Here is a 15770-nt window from a genome sequence, read left to right as displayed (position 1 = left end):
TGCATCGCGGCGGTTACTGCGTTCCCCAGCAATCGGTCGGCGAACCCGTGCCAGTGACGGTCTTGCGCCCAACCTGGTCAATTGAGAACGAGGTACACAGTGCGTCCTTCGCCTGCGAGCCCTGTGCTGTCGCAGTCGCGGTGTAAACCGACGAGCTGCTTGATGCCAAGGTCACGGTGAAATACTGCCCCGCCACGCTGGAGTTGGTACCCAGCGTTGTCAGCGATGCAGTGTATCCACTGTTGGAGAAGAAATAGCTCTCCTCACGGCTGGCCACGTCCTGCAGGGCCCGGGTGGCGTCCGCCCGGTGCCCGCGCAGGATGTATTGCCGGTAAGACGGCAAGGCCAGCGAAGCAAGAATCGCCAGAATCACCATGGTGATCGCCAGCTCCACCAGAGTGAAGCCATGATTGGCTCGTGCGTTCGTCTTCATTGATTAGTCGCCGGTTCACGCCAGGAAATTTCGGCGTTGGTGGGGGTCTTCATTCCGCTGACATTCTGCAAGGTGGTGCCGCCGCTCAGGCCAAACGCGGCGCTCACCGCGTTGTTGCCGGTATGCAGCACCGGCGACGACGCCAGGCCGCTGCCCAGGGAAACGGCGATATTGACCACGCCGCCCTTTGCGCCGAACGAACTCAGCATGCCGATGCTCGCCGTGCCGGTCAGATAGTTCATACCGTACAAGTTGCTGGTGCCGGGCACCGGAATCGGGTTGCACACCGAGGAATTCGCCGCCGCAATCGCCGCGGCGCCCGGCGGAATATACGTCGGAGTCAGCAGGATCTGCGCATACAGCACCTGGCTGCTCACCACGCGTTCGGACGGCTGCGCCGTGCTTGCCGCGGTGCCCGTGCTGGCCGCCTGCACGCCCGGGGTCAATGCGTACATCCAGCCGTTGTACACATAGCACTGGTAGTTGGTATCGGTGGCCACCGTATCCGTGGACGACAACGCCGTCGTGAGCGCATTGATGTCCGTGATGCTCGACGAGTTGCTCAGACCACTGCCCTTACCCACGGCAATGGTTCCCGTGCTGCCCAGCGTGGTGGTGGACGAGTTGTAGAGCGACGTTGTGCTGATCGGCAACGTCAGGCAGTTCGTCGGCATGCCGGTCAGCAGGCTGACATCGGTGATGGCATAGATGTACTGCTGCTGCGTGCCCTGCAGCGAGTTGCCGCTGTTGTCGTCCTGCGTGTAGGAGCGCCCCGTGCCGAAGTAGATCATCGGCCGTCCGGTGCTGTCCGTTGCCAGCGTCGGACGGATGGTCACGGGCTGGGACAGGTCCATGATCTTGGTCAACAGCCACGTACTGGGATCGCTCACGTCGGTCGAGCTGGGCTGCCCCTTCAGCGTGGTCGCGCCGGTGTTCATGTCGATCTTGTACAGGCCACCGGAGAACGGCGTCTTGTCGGTATAGGTACCGTCGGTCGCCGTCCCCGCTGTCGGATTGGTGGTCACGCCGAAGTACACCGCTTCATCACTGAAGTTGAGGTTGAAGTCCGAGGCCACCAGGTCACCGGCAAAGCTATTGGCCGGCCCGTTGGTGAACGTCTTCACCGGGGTGCTGGACGGGGCTGTGGTGGAGTTCCCCACCATGGCCGAGAGATCGTAGATCGACACACCCAAGGTGCTGTTGCACGGCGCCTGCACCACCTTGTTGCCGGCAGTCTGCGAGGTACCACACCACAGCACGTTGTTCGGAATGCCCGTGGAGTTGGTGCTGGGCAGCGGGCCACCGTTGTCGCCCGGTCCCGACGCAATGGCCAGCAGGAAGTGCAGCAGGCCGTCCGTTTCCTTGTGCGCCACGAAGCTCGGGGCCGAGGTGGTCAAGGTACCGGCCGTATAGCCCGACGTCGCGTTGTAGCTGGCCGTGGTGATCTCGCCGAGCACCGTCGGCGGAATCTCCGGGTCGGTCACGTCCAGCACCACATAAGCGGCGTTGGAGTTCTGCTTGGTCGCTGCGGTAGCACCGGTACCACCCACCGTATCGACCTGAATGTAACCACCACCCAGTCGGAACGGCACCACGATCACCGTGCCCCAACCGCAGACATGGCCCTGGGTATCGATGTCGGCAGCCGCCGCCTGGCCGGACAAGCACGACGTGCTCGTTCCTTTCCCCCAGAGCTGCACGTCGCTGGCCACCGGAGAACCGTCCACGTAGAACACGTGGGTGTAGTTCTTGTCGGCCAGCCAGCGCAGGTGCGGCAAGAGGTTGCCAGGAATGAACGCCCAGACCTCCTGGCCCAGTGTCCAGTTGTTGCCCAGCTTGACGTTGCTGTCACCCGAGGAAAGGCTCAGCGACGACGGCAGCTGACGATAGGCCGTGGGATCCGGCGTACTCGTCGACGAACTGCCACCCACCGTGGCCGCCGTCTGCGCCGGCACATAGAAGCCGCCATTGAAGGCATGCAGCATGCCGTCGTTGCCGCCCACGTAAACCATCTGGCGACGGTTGGTGTAGTTCAGCCGGTAGGCGCCGTAGCTGGCATTGTTGTACAGCGTGTCATACGACTCGGCCGGCGTGCCCACGATCATCGGCGACGAGTCGATGATGTCACCCAGGCGATAGGTGTTCGCCGCATTGCTGGATACCGTGGTGCGGCTGCGGTAGTCCGTCGATTCCACGCCGCGCACCCAGTTGACCAGCTCCTGCGCCAGGGTCGGGCTCGCCTCGTTGAGCAGGCTGTAATTGCCGTTGCGCACCTTGTTGGTCGTGTCGTAGGTGCCGCAGAAGCCCGCCTGCGCCCCGGGCGTATACACGCCGGTCGACGAACAACTGTTGGCGTTCCACACGAAATCGGTCTGGACGCCGTTGACGATGGTGCCGGTGGCCGTGCTGCCGTTGGGCGCCCAGTTGCCGCTGGCCACCGTCGGCAGGTAGGTGAAGATGTAACGGCGGCCAATCTCCGAGCCGCTACCCGAATCCGTACCGTAATCGCGCTGCAGGGCCAGGTTGGCGATTGCCGCCTTGCCCGACGACGAGGTCGGATCGTAATAGGCATTCAGCAGGTTGCCGGCGTCCCATGCCGGAATCAGCGGGTTGGACGCACTCACCGGCGAGCAGGAGCTGCTCGCGGAAGGATCGAAATTGGTAGACCCGGTAGAGGTCGGAGCCACCGAGCAGCGGTACTGGACCATCGCGCCCGGCAACGCACCCTGCGACTTGTCCGGGCCGTTGACGACGTACGCCGCCGACGAATCCAGCTCCTGGTTGCCGGTGCTGCTTACGGTGCCTTCGCGCTGATAGCCGCTGGAATCGGTCCACAGCGCCAGCAGGTCACCGGTCCAGTTCACGCCGTTGCGCTGCATGTAGTACTGAACCTGGTACGCCAGGCCATCGCCCTGCACGTCGTTGCTGGACGAAGGCGTGGTGGCGTTGCCGAAGTTGTTCGCCGCCAGCGAGGTGATCGACTGGAACACCGAATCCAGCTGGGCCTTCAGCTGACCGGCGTTGCGGGCAAAGAAGTAGTTGGAGGGGTCCTGCCCCGCCGGCAACGATGGCGTGGTACCCGAGAAACCGCTGTACTTGGCTGCGTACCACATGGGCGTGGGCAGCGGCGCCACCGGCGCCGCGGTGCCCAGCGTGAACCTCTGCACAACAGGCGCGCTCTTGCAGTCGGTGCCACTGGAACCGCTCAACAGATTGCAGTTGAAGACCGCGCCGTTCTGCGCCTGACTGCTCAGCGAACCACCATTGGTGATATAGGTCTCATTGAGGCCATCCGCCGTGGTGCCGCTGATCGAGTAACCCACATACATGTAGCTCGAGCTATAGGCCACGATCTGGTTGCGGATCAGCACATCGTTGTCGCCGACCGAGACCGCCAGGGTACCGTTCGAGTTGCAGGCGCCGCCGAAAATGGCGTTGGCACTATTGACCTTGTCGGCAGTCGACACTGCGCCATTGACCACCACCGGGTCACAGATGGCGACGCCGCCCGTAATCACCGTGGACGGCTGCTTGCAGCTCCCACCCACGCAGTACGAGATGATGTTGTTCACGTCCTGGTCGTGGTCGGAACCGTACTGCGAGTCTTCCCAGACAAAATAGTAGCTACCGACGTTCGTATAGCCCGTCGATGGCATCATGCCGTAGGTATTGAGCCCGGTCTTTGTCGCGCTGAGGTTATAGGTGCTCTGCGCACCGATCTGCACGCTGCCGATGTAGCACGACGTGGGCTGGCCAGGATTCGTCGCTGCAGCCGGGTTGTTTGGGGTGGAGCGGCAGCTCGGCGACAGCGTGATGGAACCACTGCCCACGTTGATCGTGAAAGACGGCAGGTTGTCGGACAGCGCCACCCCGTAGGTCTTGATCTGGAACGTGCTGGGCACGTGGCTGTCGGAACGGATGGGAGCACTGCCCGCCGCATTCCACGCACCCAGGCTCATGCCCGCCAACAGGTAACCGCCTTGTTGGCCCGGCGCACCGTTACAGATACCGACCAGCGAATTCAGGTTGGATATGGTCGCACTCAGACACGCGGCCATATCGCTGGTGGTCTGATTGCCTACCGTCAAGGTGGGCGTTACGGAAGACGAGGTGTACTTCTCCGAAAGGAGATAGTTACCACTGAGTTGCTCGGTGCTGAAGATATTGCCCGTCTGTGTCGTGGGCGACAGGCTGGCCACCGAAGGCAGGGTCTGCACGCCCGGACCATCGAAGGTATTGAGGCCGCTGCTGATCAGCACAATGGAGCAGCCCGCACACTGGGCATTACGCTGAGTCGACGAGTTCGCCGGCGTGCCGTAAGGGTCCGTCCATACCGGATGCGGCAGAACGTCGGACGTATCCGGCGCTACCGGCGATCCCTGAAGGTACTGAAGCGTCGTGGCATACATGGCCGCCAGCGGATTGCCGAAATCCGGACACATTTTCGGAGCCCCAAGCAACTTGGAGCCGCGCGCCCCCCAGGGGGTGCTGTCGGCTGTACAGCCGGTGGTGCTTCCCACGACGCCATAGTCGTAGTACCCCGCGTCGGATCCCGATGTCTCGTAGGTCCACCCCGAAATCTGGAAACGGTCGACGGTGTAAACAATGCCCTCGTATGGGACCGCGCCTTTCTCCTTGTAACAGAACTGGCCCGTCTGGCTGTCGAACTCGTCATTGTCGCCCGCACCGGTGCTGTCCACATGACAGGTATCGGTACCACTGCCATTGCCCTCAAGCATGCCGACGTTTCGTCTCACCTGCCCCGCGCCACGGGCCTGCACGGACGATGCCGTCACCAGGCCAAAGTGCTTCTCGTAGTTGTCACCCTTGCTGTATTTCTGCAGCAGGCCTTCCGGCTTGGTGCTGGTGCCATTGGGCTGCGCGACACAGAAGGATTCCACCGGCGGCGTGGACGTGCTGGTGGGACTCTGGCAAACCTGCACGCGCGCCACATAGTCCTTGATGGTCGTGGTTGGCGGCCTGGCGCTGTCGACATTGCTGCCGTCGCTGATGCCGGTCGGGTTCATGCACTGAACCTTGGCGGTGGATGCCCAGTCGTTCCATGCACCTGTCGCCGTGCGGATGAACGGCGTACTCATCACGCCAGATGCCGACGTACTCGGGTTGGCCGTTGTCCAGATACCGGTATCACTGACGTCGTTCTGGCCCTTGCCAGCTGACGGTGACGTGCTGGACGCCTTCCCCGCCGTCGCTATGCCTGTAGCCGTCGCAGTGTTGCCACCCGACGTGTTGCAGAACGTCGTCGTGGTGGTGAACGGCGTCAGGTTCTTGATATCCGAGCCACTGTAGACCTTGGCCCAGGAATGCAGGTCGACTGGAATCTCAGCGCGCTCCAGCACCGTTGCGGTGGCGGTGTCTGTCTGGCGCGTACCGCCGTACAAGGTCCACCGGATGATATCCAGGCGGCTCATGGCCACCCAGTTCAGGAAGTTGCCGCTCCAGTAGCTGTTGCCGGACGCGCACTCGTGCACGCCCACGCTCACCGACGCAGCCGCCTGGTACCCGGCCCCGCCACCGGGCAGGCCTGTCTTCGTGTAGGTGTAGCAGATGTTCGGATCGAAATAGCCGTTGTAAGTGAACGAGTCCAGGTACGTTGTATCCAGCGTGCCGTCGTTGTTCAGATCGGTGTAGTCGGAGTACGCCTTGTTGAACAGCTGCTCATCGCGCGACATCACCAGCATGATGATCGGCGGCACATCGGGCGCGCTGAGCGCGTTGATGCCGGCCGGATAGGCCGTGTAGTTCGACATCGAGAAGTTGGAGTTCAGGCCCGTCGAAATGGGGCCCGAGGGGATGGTCGCGCCAGACGTCTGGGCACCGACGGTCCACACCGCCAACACGGTCAGCAGCGCAATCGGCAGCGCCACCAGCCACCCACGCAAAGAGAATCCGGGCTTCGTCACGTGAGTGTCCTCAATTCACAATATTGACGCGGTACTGCGCGACCGTGACGGCTTTGCCGCCCCCTGCCACACTGGTACTGCTGCGTATCTGCAAGATCAGCAAAGCACCGCCGCGCGCGTTGCCCACGCCGATGCTGGCGTAACCCTGCTGCGCGGCCGCGCCGGAGCCCACGTTGGTGGACACGCCGTCACGCACGATGGCCACGTTGCTGGTCGCCTGCAGGTTTGACGGACAGGTCGTCGTCCCGCCACTGGCACAGGAATTGAGCACGAAGGTGGCTGGCCATTGCGAGGGCGTGTAGTTGTACGCGTCCGTCTGCCCGCTGATGCACTGCACGTTCAGGATGAAATTGGCCAGGGCGCCATTGCACGACTTCTGCAATCCGGTACCGGCGGAGCTATTGGGCGTGAGCATAGTCAGCCAGTTGTTGCGATTAAGAAACGTATCGCTCAGCTGATACTGCGCATCCGGAATGGTGCCGCCCCACTTCTGCGGCCAGCCGTGGTAGTACGCATAGGCACCGAGCACGGCTTCCGGGATGGCGCGCGTGGCTTCCGACGACTCGAACGCCAGCTGGTGTTGCGCCGTGGCGGAGGTCAAACGCATGTCGAGCATGGTGCCACGCATGGCCACCAGCGCAATGATGGTCAGCACGATCATCAACACCATGCCCATGAACAGGGCCGCGCCTCGCTGGCGCACGGTGCCGGTGCGTTCCCGCGCGATCGTGCGCGCACAGGCCTGATTGTGCATGTGCATGTCTCAGCTCCTGATCTGGTTGCGCAGCTGCACCACGAACGACTGCATGGCGCGCGTGTACTGCCAGGGGTTGTCGCCATACGGCACAAGGCTGGTGCAGCCCGTGACCGTCGGGTTGCTGGCGTTGTTGATGGTGTAGGTGCAATTGCCAAGGGTGCCCAGCGCGAATGTCTGCACGTGCGGCACCTTGATGTCGCGATTCGGGTTGACGGCCACCATGGACACGCGCACCGAGATCACCTTGCTCCACAGGTTGGCGCTGGTGACATCCGTGGCCGACTTGTACGTCGGCGTCAGCTGCGCCCCGGAAGGATCCACCACCACGCCGTATTCGAAGTCGAGCTGCTCGATGCCATCCACCACCGGCTCCGACTTGAGCGTGCCATCGGACTGCAGCGAAAGACGCATCAGCGTCGGCAGCGGGTGGCCACCGTCGGCGCTGGCCGAGCAGGTAGATCCGGACACGTACACATCGCACGGCTGCAGGTAGTACATGTCCACGTGGTAGGCATAGGCATACCGGTGCAGGCCGGGGCTGTTCGTGCTGGGCGGCGTGCCCGCGAACAGCTGTGCCGACGAGGCCGGCACGCTGAGCACGAACACCTGGCTGGGGCTGCCGCTGATGGTGCTGGACTCCGCCGGCGCAAAACCGCTCACGGCGGGCCCGGGCGGCAGCATCTGTGGGTCGGCGTAACGCACCACCAGCACCGGCGAGCCCGGCGCGTAATTGGCGCTGCCGCCAATGCAGGTGGTGTCAAACGGAAAGGCGGAGGCGCCGTCGTAGCCATACACACCACCACCACCGGTGGTGGCGGGATTGACCGCCGTCGCCCAGGCGCCATTGCATTTGCCCAGTGCGGTGACGACGTTCGAAGCGGTGGAGTCCACAGTCAGGTTGTTGGCACTGATCGAGTCGCCGCCCCAGAAATCCGCCATGCGCAGGGACCAGCCCAGCCGGTCCTCGGCAAACCGCAGGTTCTGCTGTAGCAGGTTGTCGCCGGACTGGACCTGATAGGACTGCCGGCTCGACGAGAAAAGGCTGACCATGCCGGCCACGACAATGGCGCCCAGCACGAGCGCCACCATCATCTCGATCAGGGAAAAACCGCGCGCGGCGGCTGGAAGCAGGGATCGACGCATGAGAGAACGCACCGCCTCAGGGCTGATAGTCAAATTGGTACGACTCGGTGGTGGTGGCGCCGGTATTGAGGTCGGGCACCACGCCGTTCCAGCTGACGGCGATGGTCAGCGCACCCGTGTTGGGGTTCTTCGCGATTTTGGCCCGCACCGCGCTACCCGTCGGGGATGCCGTATTGGCAGTCAGCGCCGCCAGCCAGTTCTTCAGATCCGCCGCTGCCTGCACGCAGGCCACGTTGCTGGGGGCGCAACTGCCGGCGTTGGTCGCCGTCTTACCGTCATACAGGTAGTAGCTGCTCGAGACATCGCCATTCAGGGCACCAATGGCCGACTGAGCCTGCACGCCGTAAACCCCGTCGGGGTTGGCGCGCATGGCATCGGCCAGCGAGCGGGCTTGCTGGATGGCCACCGTACGCGACCCGGACTGCTTGGTGAACTGCATCCCCTTGATCTGCATCAGCGCCACACCCAGCACGCCGACACTGAAGATCACAATCGAGATCAATACCTCGATCAGCGAGACGCCTCGCTGGCGCGACCCGGTTCGCATGAGATTTCCCCCTTTACCCTTGCCCAAATCTATTCGAAGTCCACCGGGTAGCAGCGAGCTCCCCGATAAAAGGCAGGAATCTGCCGACGAGCGGCCAGGCCTCCGCTGACGTCGGTGACGCCGATCACACCGGAAATGTGGCCTGGGGCCGGCCCAGGCGCGGCCCGGGCCCGGGTGATGCACCACTCCATCCACGTTTTCATGATGGTCAACAGACGTCTCAGGGCGGATAATCCCCAGCCCTGCAATCGCCCCTACCCCATGATGTTCGTACCTGGTCAACGTTGGATCTCCACCGCCGAGCCCGAGCTCGGCCTTGGCACCGTGCTGCGCGTCGAAGGGCGCGGCGTGCAGGTGCTGTTCGCCAAGGCGGGCGTGCTACGCCCCTATGCGATCGACTCGGCGCCGCTGGTGCGCGCGGAGTTCCGTCCCGGCCAGCGCGTGGCTGGCAAGGGCATCGCCTTCCTGGTGGAGCGGGTGGAAGTACGCGAGGACCTGCTGGTGTACCGCGGCGAAGGCCGCGAACTGGAAGAAGGCCAGCTCGACGACGAGCAGAGCGTGAGCCAGGCCGATGACCGCCTGATTGGCGGCCGCACCGACCCCGTCTCGCATTTCGAGCTGCGCCTGGAAGGCCTCAAGCGCCGTGCCGAGGCGCGCCGCTCGCCCGCCTGGGGCCTGGGTGCCTCGCGCATTGGCCTGGTGCCGCATCAGCTGCGCGTGGCCGGCATCGCCTCGTCGCGCCGCCCTCCCCGCGTGCTGCTGGCCGACGAAGTGGGCCTGGGCAAGACCATCGAGGCGGGCATGATCATCGCCCGTCAGCTCGCCACCGGCCGCGCCGGGCGCGTGCTGGTGCTGCTGCCGGACACGCTGGTGTACCAGTGGTTCGTGGAACTGCTGCGCCGCTTCAACCTCAGCTTCGCCATCTATGACGAAGAGCGCTGCGAGGCGCTGGAGCAGGCCGACCCCGCCGGCAATCCGTTCGAGGACGAACAACTCGTCATCGCCGACTTCACCTTCCTGGAGCAGTCGCCGCGCCGCTCGCAACAGCTGCTCGATGCCGGCTGGGACCTGCTGGTGGTGGACGAAGCCCATCACCTGGCCTGGAGCCCGGAAGCCGCCAGCCCGCGCTACACGCTGGTGGACCAGCTTGCCGCGGCCACGCCCGGCGTCATCCTGCTGACCGCCACGCCCGAACAACTCGGCCGCAGTGGCCACTTCGCGCGCCTGCGCCTGCTCGACCCTCAGCGCTATCACGACCTGGACGTTTATCTGTCCGAGTCCGAAACGTTCCACAGCCTGTCGAAGATCGCCGACCGCCTGCTCGGCAACCAGCCGCTGGATGACGCACAGCTGGCCGCGCTGAAGCATGCCTTCGCCGGCGACAACGCCCTGCTTGCCCGCCTCGCCGACGCCATCAAGCCGGAGAACGCGCGCGAGATCCTCGCTGCGCTGATCGACCGCCACGGCACCGGCCGCGCCATGTTCCGCAACCGTCGCGCCAGCATCGGCGGCTTCCCGAAGCGCGTGCCGGTATGGCACCTGATCGACAAGGACACGTTGAGCGACGACGGCCGGCAGGCCTTGCTGGCCGAGTTCCACGCCGACATCCAGCAGCCAGCGCCGGCCATCGAGGTCGACTACAGCAACGATCCGCGCATCGACACGCTGATCACCCTGCTCGAGGCGCATCCGCAGGACAAGTTCCTGCTGATCTGCCGCAGCCAGGCCAAGGTGCTCGCACTGGAAGAAGCCCTGCGCACGCGCAGCGGCGTGGGCGTGGCCCGCTTCCACGAAGGCCTGGGCATCGTGCAGCGCGATCGCAATGCGGCGTACTTCGCGCAGCCCGACGGTGCACGCCTGCTGCTCTGCTCGGAGATCGGCTCGGAAGGCCGCAACTTCCAGTTCGCCCATCGCCTGGTGCTGTGGGATCTGCCGCTGGATCCGGACCTGCTGGAACAGCGCATCGGCCGTCTCGACCGCATCGGCCAGAAGCACGACATCAGCATCCACGTGCTCGCCGTGGAAGACAGCGCGCAACACGTGCTTGCGCGCTGGTATGACGAAGGCATCGATGCGTTCCGCGTGAGCCCGGCCGATGGCCGCGAGCTGCTGCGCCGCTTCGGCGAGGCACTTGCTCGCCTGGCCGACGAGCACGCCCGTGGCGACGACAACCGCGACCAGGAACTGGACGTGCTGCTCGCCGAAACGCGTGGCGCGCACGAGGAAATGGCCGCACTGATCCGCGATGGCCGTGACCACCTGCTCGAACTGGCGGCCAGCCGCGACCTGCATGCCGATGAACTGCAGCAGGCATTCACCCGCGAAGATCAGGATCCGAGCCGAGACGCCTTCATCCAGGGCCTGCTGGAGCGCTTCGGCATCCACGCCGAGGAACTGGGCGGCAACGTGCTGCTGCTCGATCCGCAATACCTGTCCACCGATGCCCTGCCCGGCTTTGCCGAGGGCCCGCAGGCGGTGACGTTCTCGCGCGAGGTGGCACTGGCCCGCGAAGAACTGCCGCTGCTGCGACTGGATCACCCGATGGTGATGGGTGCGCTGGACCTGACCCTGTCCAACGAGCAGGGCAATGCAGCCTTCCTGGTCGACGATGCCTTGCCGCCGCGCAGCGCCCTGCTGCAGGCCGTGTTCCTGATCGAATGCGTGGCCGACCGCAAGCTGGACGCGGAACGCTTCCTGCCGCCGCAGCCCGTGGTGGTCACCATCGACACGCGCCTGGCCGAACGCGCGGATTTCCGTCCCAGTGACATCGGCCTGCGCAAGGCCGCGGACCGCACCATTGAAGTGGCGCGTTACCGCAAGTTCCTCGGCAAGCTGGTGCCGCCGATGCTGGAGAAGGCCGAGGCCATCGCTGGCGAACGCGCCCGGGTGGACATCGATGAAGCCGTAGCCATGGCCACCGACGTGCTCGACGCGGAACTCGCCCGCCTGCTGGCATTGCGCGCCGTGAACCCGGCCATCAGCGAAGCGGAAATCGCCACCATCGCCGACGAACGCACCGCCCTGCTCAAGGCCTTGCCCGAAGCACGCGTGCGCCTGGATGCAGTGCGCTTTGTCGTGAGCCCGGACTTCCTGACGCTGCGTTAAGCGCCAGGAGTCGGCTCGACGGAAAGGAAGCTCGCGATGTCAGAAGTGAACAAAGAGACATTGCGCTGCGATTGCGGCGCCATCGTCATGAAGGTAACGGGTGAGCCGGTGGCCCGCGCTGTCTGCCACTGCAACGCCTGCCGTGATCTTTACGGTTCGAGCCTGCTGATGGCCACCGCATGGATGCCGGAACAGGTCGAGTACCACGGCGACAGCCCGGCCTTGCTCGACTACGCGCACCCGGTGCGCAATATGCACCGCACCAGCTGCCGCCACTGTGGCGAGCTGGTTCATGGGCGCAACCGGTTGGGCATGATCGTGATTCCGAACGCCCGCTTTGCACGGCATCACGACGGCCAGCTGCCCGAACGCCTCGCGCCGGCCATGCATCTGTTCTACGCATCGCGCGTCGTTGACATCGTCGACGAGCTTCCCAAGTACCTGGAAGGCTGGGACGGTCCGCTGCACGTCTGATTATGCATGTTTGTAGGAGCGCACCGGCGCTCAATCGGCACCTGCCGGCAGGCCGTCCTCGTCACCCAGCGCAAACATCACCGCTGCTTCGGCATGCCATGCCGCCGTGTCGAACAGCGGCACGGGGCTGTCCTCTTGCTTGAGCAGCAGACCGATTTCCGTACAACCCAGGATCACCGCTTGTGCGCCGCGCGCCTGGGCGGACACGACGATGTCGCGATAGATGCCTCGGGATGCATCGAGGATCACCCCGGCACACAGTTCCTCGTAGATGATGCGGTGCACTTCTGCCCGCTCGTTCTCGTCCGGCAGCAGACACTGCACGCCGTATCGATTCTGCAGGCGCGACCGGTAGAAGTCCTCGTTCATGGTGAAGGCCGTGCCCAGCAGCAGCACCTTGTCCATGCCCCGCTGCCGGATGGCGTTGCCCGTCGGATCGGCTATATGGATGAACGGCAACGGGGTTGCGCGGCTCACGGCATCGGCCACCTTGTGCATCGTATTGGTGGCCAGGACGATGCACTCGGCGCCGGCCGCCTCCAGCCTGCGCGCGGAGGCTGCAAGCGCCTCGCCCGCGGCCGCCCAGTCGCCTTCACGCTGCCATTGGGCGATACGGCTGAAATCGAGACTGTCGAGCAGCAGCCTGGCCGAATGCAGCGATCCGCACCGATCCCTGACGCCGCGATTGATCCATTGGTAGTAAAGCGCGCTGGATTCCCAGCTCATGCCGCCGATGATGCCGATGGTGCGCATGAAGAACTCCGCTAGCCGCAGGCCACGCTTGCCCAGTTGAAGTCTAGCTGTTCGGCATGACCGCCCTCTGTAGGAGCGCACCCTGTGCGCGACTGACCTTGCCTCGGTCGCGCACAGGGTGCGCTCCTACAGGGGCTTCGAATCGCTGTTACGCCGCCTCCGTGGCAACGTGGTCACGCAGCCGCATGCGCTCACGCACGCCGCACAGCTTGTACGCCACGCTGAGCAGGGCGATCCACGCCAGGCCGACGTAAAGCGCGACGCGGGTATCAGGGTTCACGCCCAGCATCACGATCACGAAAGCAAAGAACGCCAGGCAGAGGACGCCGGTAAACGGCCACCAGCGCAGGCGGAACCCCGTGGGCTCCTCGCCCTTCAGGCGCAGCTGGCGACGGAAGCTGTAGTGCGCCAGCAGCACCATGGTCCATGTCCACACGGTGTTGAACGAGAGGATGGACATCATCATGCCGAACACACGGGCCGGCAGCAGGTAGTTCAGCAGCACGGCCAGCAGCAGCACCGTAAGCGTGGCCAGGATGGCGCGCATCGGCACGCCCTGCCCGTTCACCGCGCCCAGTGCCGCGGGCGCCTGTCCCTTGCTGGCCAGGCTGTAGAGCATGCGGCTGCCGCTGAAGGTCGTGCTGTTGAACCCGGACAGGGCTGCCGTGATTACCACGAAGTTGATCACGCCGGCCGCCTGCCGAATACCAAGCCTGGCGAAGGTGGTGACGAACGGGCTGCCGTGCTCGCCCAGGCCCGTCCAGGGATAGATCGCCATGATCACGAACAACGCACCCACGTAGAAGATCAGGATGCGCCACAGCACGGAGTTCACCGCGCGAGGAATGGTGCGCTCCGGCTGCGCCGCTTCGCCCGCCGCGATACCCACGGTTTCCACGCCGCCGAAGGAGAACACCACCACCGGCAGCGCCATGACCATGCCCAGCACGCCATGCGGGAACCAGCCGCCGTGCGACCACAGGTTCGACAAGCCGGTCGGCTGGCCGCCGTTGCCCCAGCCTAGGAAGATGATGGCCAGGCCACCGGCGATCATCGCCAGCACCGTCACCACCTTGATCAGGGTGAACCAGAATTCCATCTCGCCGTAGATCTTCACGGTGAGCAGGTTGAGTCCGCCAATCATCACCACGCTGGCCAGCACCCAGATCCAGCGAGGCCAGTCGGGAAACCAGATCTGCATGTAGGCGCCCACGGCCGTGGCTTCGGCCATGCCCACGCCCACCATCAGCAACCAGTAGTTCCAACCGGTGGCGTAACCGGCGAACGAACCCAGGTAGCGCTGCGCGTAGACCGCGAAGGAGCCGGGCACCGGATCACGCACGGTCATCTCGCCCAGTGCACGCATGATGATGAAGATCATCACGCCACCGACCATATAGGCGAACAGCACGGACGGGCCGGCCAGCTTGATCGCATCGGCCGAGCCCAGGAACAGGCCCGCGCCGATGGCCATGCCAAGCGCCATGAAGGTGATATGGCGCGGCGTGAGGCGGCGCTGGAGATGCTGGGTCATGAGGAACTGCCGGAAAAACGGGGAAGCGCGATCAGCGCATGATGCGGCGCTGCGGCTTGATGGGAAGCTTGCCGCGCCAGTACTGGATAAGAAGGAAACCGCCGAGCATGCCGCCCAGGTGCGCGAAATGCGCCACGCCTGCCTGCGTACCGGTGACGCCCATGTAGAGCTCGGCCAGGCCATACAGCGTCACGAATACCCATGCCGAGATCGGAATGGGCAGGAAGATCAGCATCATCTTCTCGTGCGGAAACAGCATGCCGAAGGCCAGCAGGATGCCGAAGACAGCGCCCGAGGCACCCAGCGTCGGGTAGAAGCCACCCGTATACCAGTTGACCACCACCAGCTGGGCCAGCGCGGCGACGATCAGGCACACGAAGTAATAGACGACGAAATTGCGCGCGCCGAACACGCGCTCGATCTGGCCGCCAAACATGAAGAGCGCCAGCATGTTCGAAAACAGGTGCATGGTGCTGCCGTGCAGGAAGGCGTAAGTCACCAGCTGCCACGGGCGGAAGCCCACCGTCAGGGGGCCTTCCGTCACATCCGGCCCCCATGGCCACAGGGCGAAATGGTACAGAAGCACCTGGCCCAGCACCTGCTGCAGCAGGAACACCGCCACGTTGGCGATCAACAGGTTACGCGTGACGGGTGGCAGATCGAACGGCATATCGGGGGCTTTCCGGGGGCGAATCTCCCCAAGCGTAACCGCACCCGCCCGGCGCCGCCACGCCCGCCCTGCCGGGACCATGACGCCATCTGGCGTGGTAGCGCGCCCCGCACTCGCCGGGGTGACCGTGGACGCGGGCACCCCATCGTCATCGGCTGCCCGCACCGGCGCAGCCCGACGTTCGAACCCGCCACACCCATGCTCTCGCACAAGACGAACGCACCGGTGCCGTCGAACGCCCGGTCACTTGCACCGGACTTGCGAAAACCATGGCCGCTATCGCTGCGCAAACCGTCCCGCACAGGGCATCGCCGCGTATTCCTTCGATGCACTGCGGCGATGCGCAACCGGCCATTCTTCGGGTGCACGCAGCGATAGTTGCCAACAACGATAAATCCCGCGTTTTTCGCAGTTTTTTGCGGTGTTTGCA

General features: G+C 64.5%; 10 protein-coding genes. 2 read left to right on the top strand and 8 right to left on the bottom strand.

The window, feature by feature from the left end; genetic code table 11:
• Positions 1-13: 13 nt before the first annotated feature.
• Genes H8F01_RS15475 through pilV form a run of 5 tightly spaced genes read right to left on the bottom strand, consistent with a single transcriptional unit; the run spans position 14 to position 8804 of the window.
• Entirely contained in the window at positions 14-433 is a 420-nt protein-coding gene (locus H8F01_RS15475; protein ID WP_187055964.1) for a type IV pilin protein, read from the bottom strand.
• Complete coding sequence (locus tag H8F01_RS15470) at positions 430-6357, bottom strand: hypothetical protein (protein ID WP_187055963.1); 5928 nt, start codon at positions 6355-6357, stop codon at positions 430-432. Before H8F01_RS15470 ends, H8F01_RS15475 begins: the two co-directional genes overlap by 4 nt.
• A gap of 10 nt (positions 6358-6367) precedes the next feature.
• A complete protein-coding gene (locus tag H8F01_RS15465; RefSeq protein ID WP_187055962.1) occupies positions 6368-7117 on the bottom strand; it encodes a pilus assembly PilX family protein in 750 nt (249 codons plus the stop codon).
• Between the two features lie 3 nt (positions 7118-7120).
• Positions 7121-8257, bottom strand: a complete 1137-nt coding sequence (locus H8F01_RS15460) for a PilW family protein (RefSeq protein WP_187055961.1) — start codon at positions 8255-8257, stop codon at positions 7121-7123.
• 16 nt (positions 8258-8273) lie between these two features.
• A complete protein-coding gene (gene pilV, locus H8F01_RS15455; protein WP_187055960.1) occupies positions 8274-8804 on the bottom strand; it encodes a type IV pilus modification protein PilV in 531 nt (176 codons plus the stop codon).
• A 264-nt stretch (positions 8805-9068) separates the two neighbouring features.
• On the opposite strand from pilV, the gene rapA reads away from it, so the two are divergent.
• Both rapA and H8F01_RS15445 read left to right on the top strand, forming a co-directional pair.
• Positions 9069-11909, top strand: a complete 2841-nt coding sequence (gene rapA / locus H8F01_RS15450; protein ID WP_187059320.1) for an RNA polymerase-associated protein RapA — start codon at positions 9069-9071, stop codon at positions 11907-11909.
• A 36-nt stretch (positions 11910-11945) separates the two neighbouring features.
• Positions 11946-12383: a GFA family protein gene (locus H8F01_RS15445; RefSeq protein ID WP_187055959.1), complete on the top strand. Its 438-nt coding sequence runs from the start codon at positions 11946-11948 to the stop codon at positions 12381-12383.
• A 30-nt stretch (positions 12384-12413) separates the two neighbouring features.
• Here the strand turns inward: H8F01_RS15445 and H8F01_RS15440 are convergent, their stop codons facing one another.
• The 3 genes from H8F01_RS15440 to H8F01_RS15430 form a co-directional block, all read right to left on the bottom strand.
• Positions 12414-13136, bottom strand: coding sequence for an aspartate/glutamate racemase family protein (locus H8F01_RS15440; RefSeq protein ID WP_187055958.1), 723 nt, complete (start codon positions 13134-13136; stop codon positions 12414-12416).
• A 148-nt stretch (positions 13137-13284) separates the two neighbouring features.
• Complete coding sequence (locus H8F01_RS15435) at positions 13285-14670, bottom strand: amino acid permease (RefSeq protein WP_187055957.1); 1386 nt, start codon at positions 14668-14670, stop codon at positions 13285-13287.
• A gap of 31 nt (positions 14671-14701) precedes the next feature.
• On the bottom strand, positions 14702-15340 hold the full coding sequence (locus H8F01_RS15430) for a rhomboid family intramembrane serine protease (RefSeq protein ID WP_187055956.1): 639 nt from the start codon (positions 15338-15340) through the stop codon (positions 14702-14704).
• Between the last annotated feature and the right edge of the window lie 430 nt (positions 15341-15770).

This window comes from Dyella telluris (assembly GCF_014297575.1).
GTDB lineage: Bacteria > Pseudomonadota > Gammaproteobacteria > Xanthomonadales > Rhodanobacteraceae > Dyella > Dyella telluris.
Note: the sequence above shows the minus strand (reverse complement) of the source record. Positions and strands in the feature narration are given on the sequence as shown.

What these genes read in the sequence shown, in the direction of transcription:
- H8F01_RS15465 (WP_187055962.1), bottom strand. Translation starts at nt 7,117, where the DNA reads ATGCACATGCACAATCAGGCCTGTGCGCGCACGATCGCGCGGGAACGC.
- H8F01_RS15430 (WP_187055956.1), bottom strand. Translation starts at nt 15,340, where the DNA reads ATGCCGTTCGATCTGCCACCCGTCACGCGTAACCTGTTGATCGCCAAC.
- pilV (WP_187055960.1), bottom strand. Translation starts at nt 8,804, where the DNA reads ATGCGAACCGGGTCGCGCCAGCGAGGCGTCTCGCTGATCGAGGTATTG.
- H8F01_RS15440 (WP_187055958.1), bottom strand. Translation starts at nt 13,136, where the DNA reads ATGCGCACCATCGGCATCATCGGCGGCATGAGCTGGGAATCCAGCGCG.
- H8F01_RS15475 (WP_187055964.1), bottom strand. Translation starts at nt 433, where the DNA reads ATGAAGACGAACGCACGAGCCAATCATGGCTTCACTCTGGTGGAGCTG.
- H8F01_RS15445 (WP_187055959.1), top strand. Translation starts at nt 11,946, where the DNA reads ATGTCAGAAGTGAACAAAGAGACATTGCGCTGCGATTGCGGCGCCATC.
- rapA (WP_187059320.1), top strand. Translation starts at nt 9,069, where the DNA reads ATGTTCGTACCTGGTCAACGTTGGATCTCCACCGCCGAGCCCGAGCTC.
- H8F01_RS15460 (WP_187055961.1), bottom strand. Translation starts at nt 8,257, where the DNA reads ATGCGTCGATCCCTGCTTCCAGCCGCCGCGCGCGGTTTTTCCCTGATC.
- H8F01_RS15435 (WP_187055957.1), bottom strand. Translation starts at nt 14,670, where the DNA reads ATGACCCAGCATCTCCAGCGCCGCCTCACGCCGCGCCATATCACCTTC.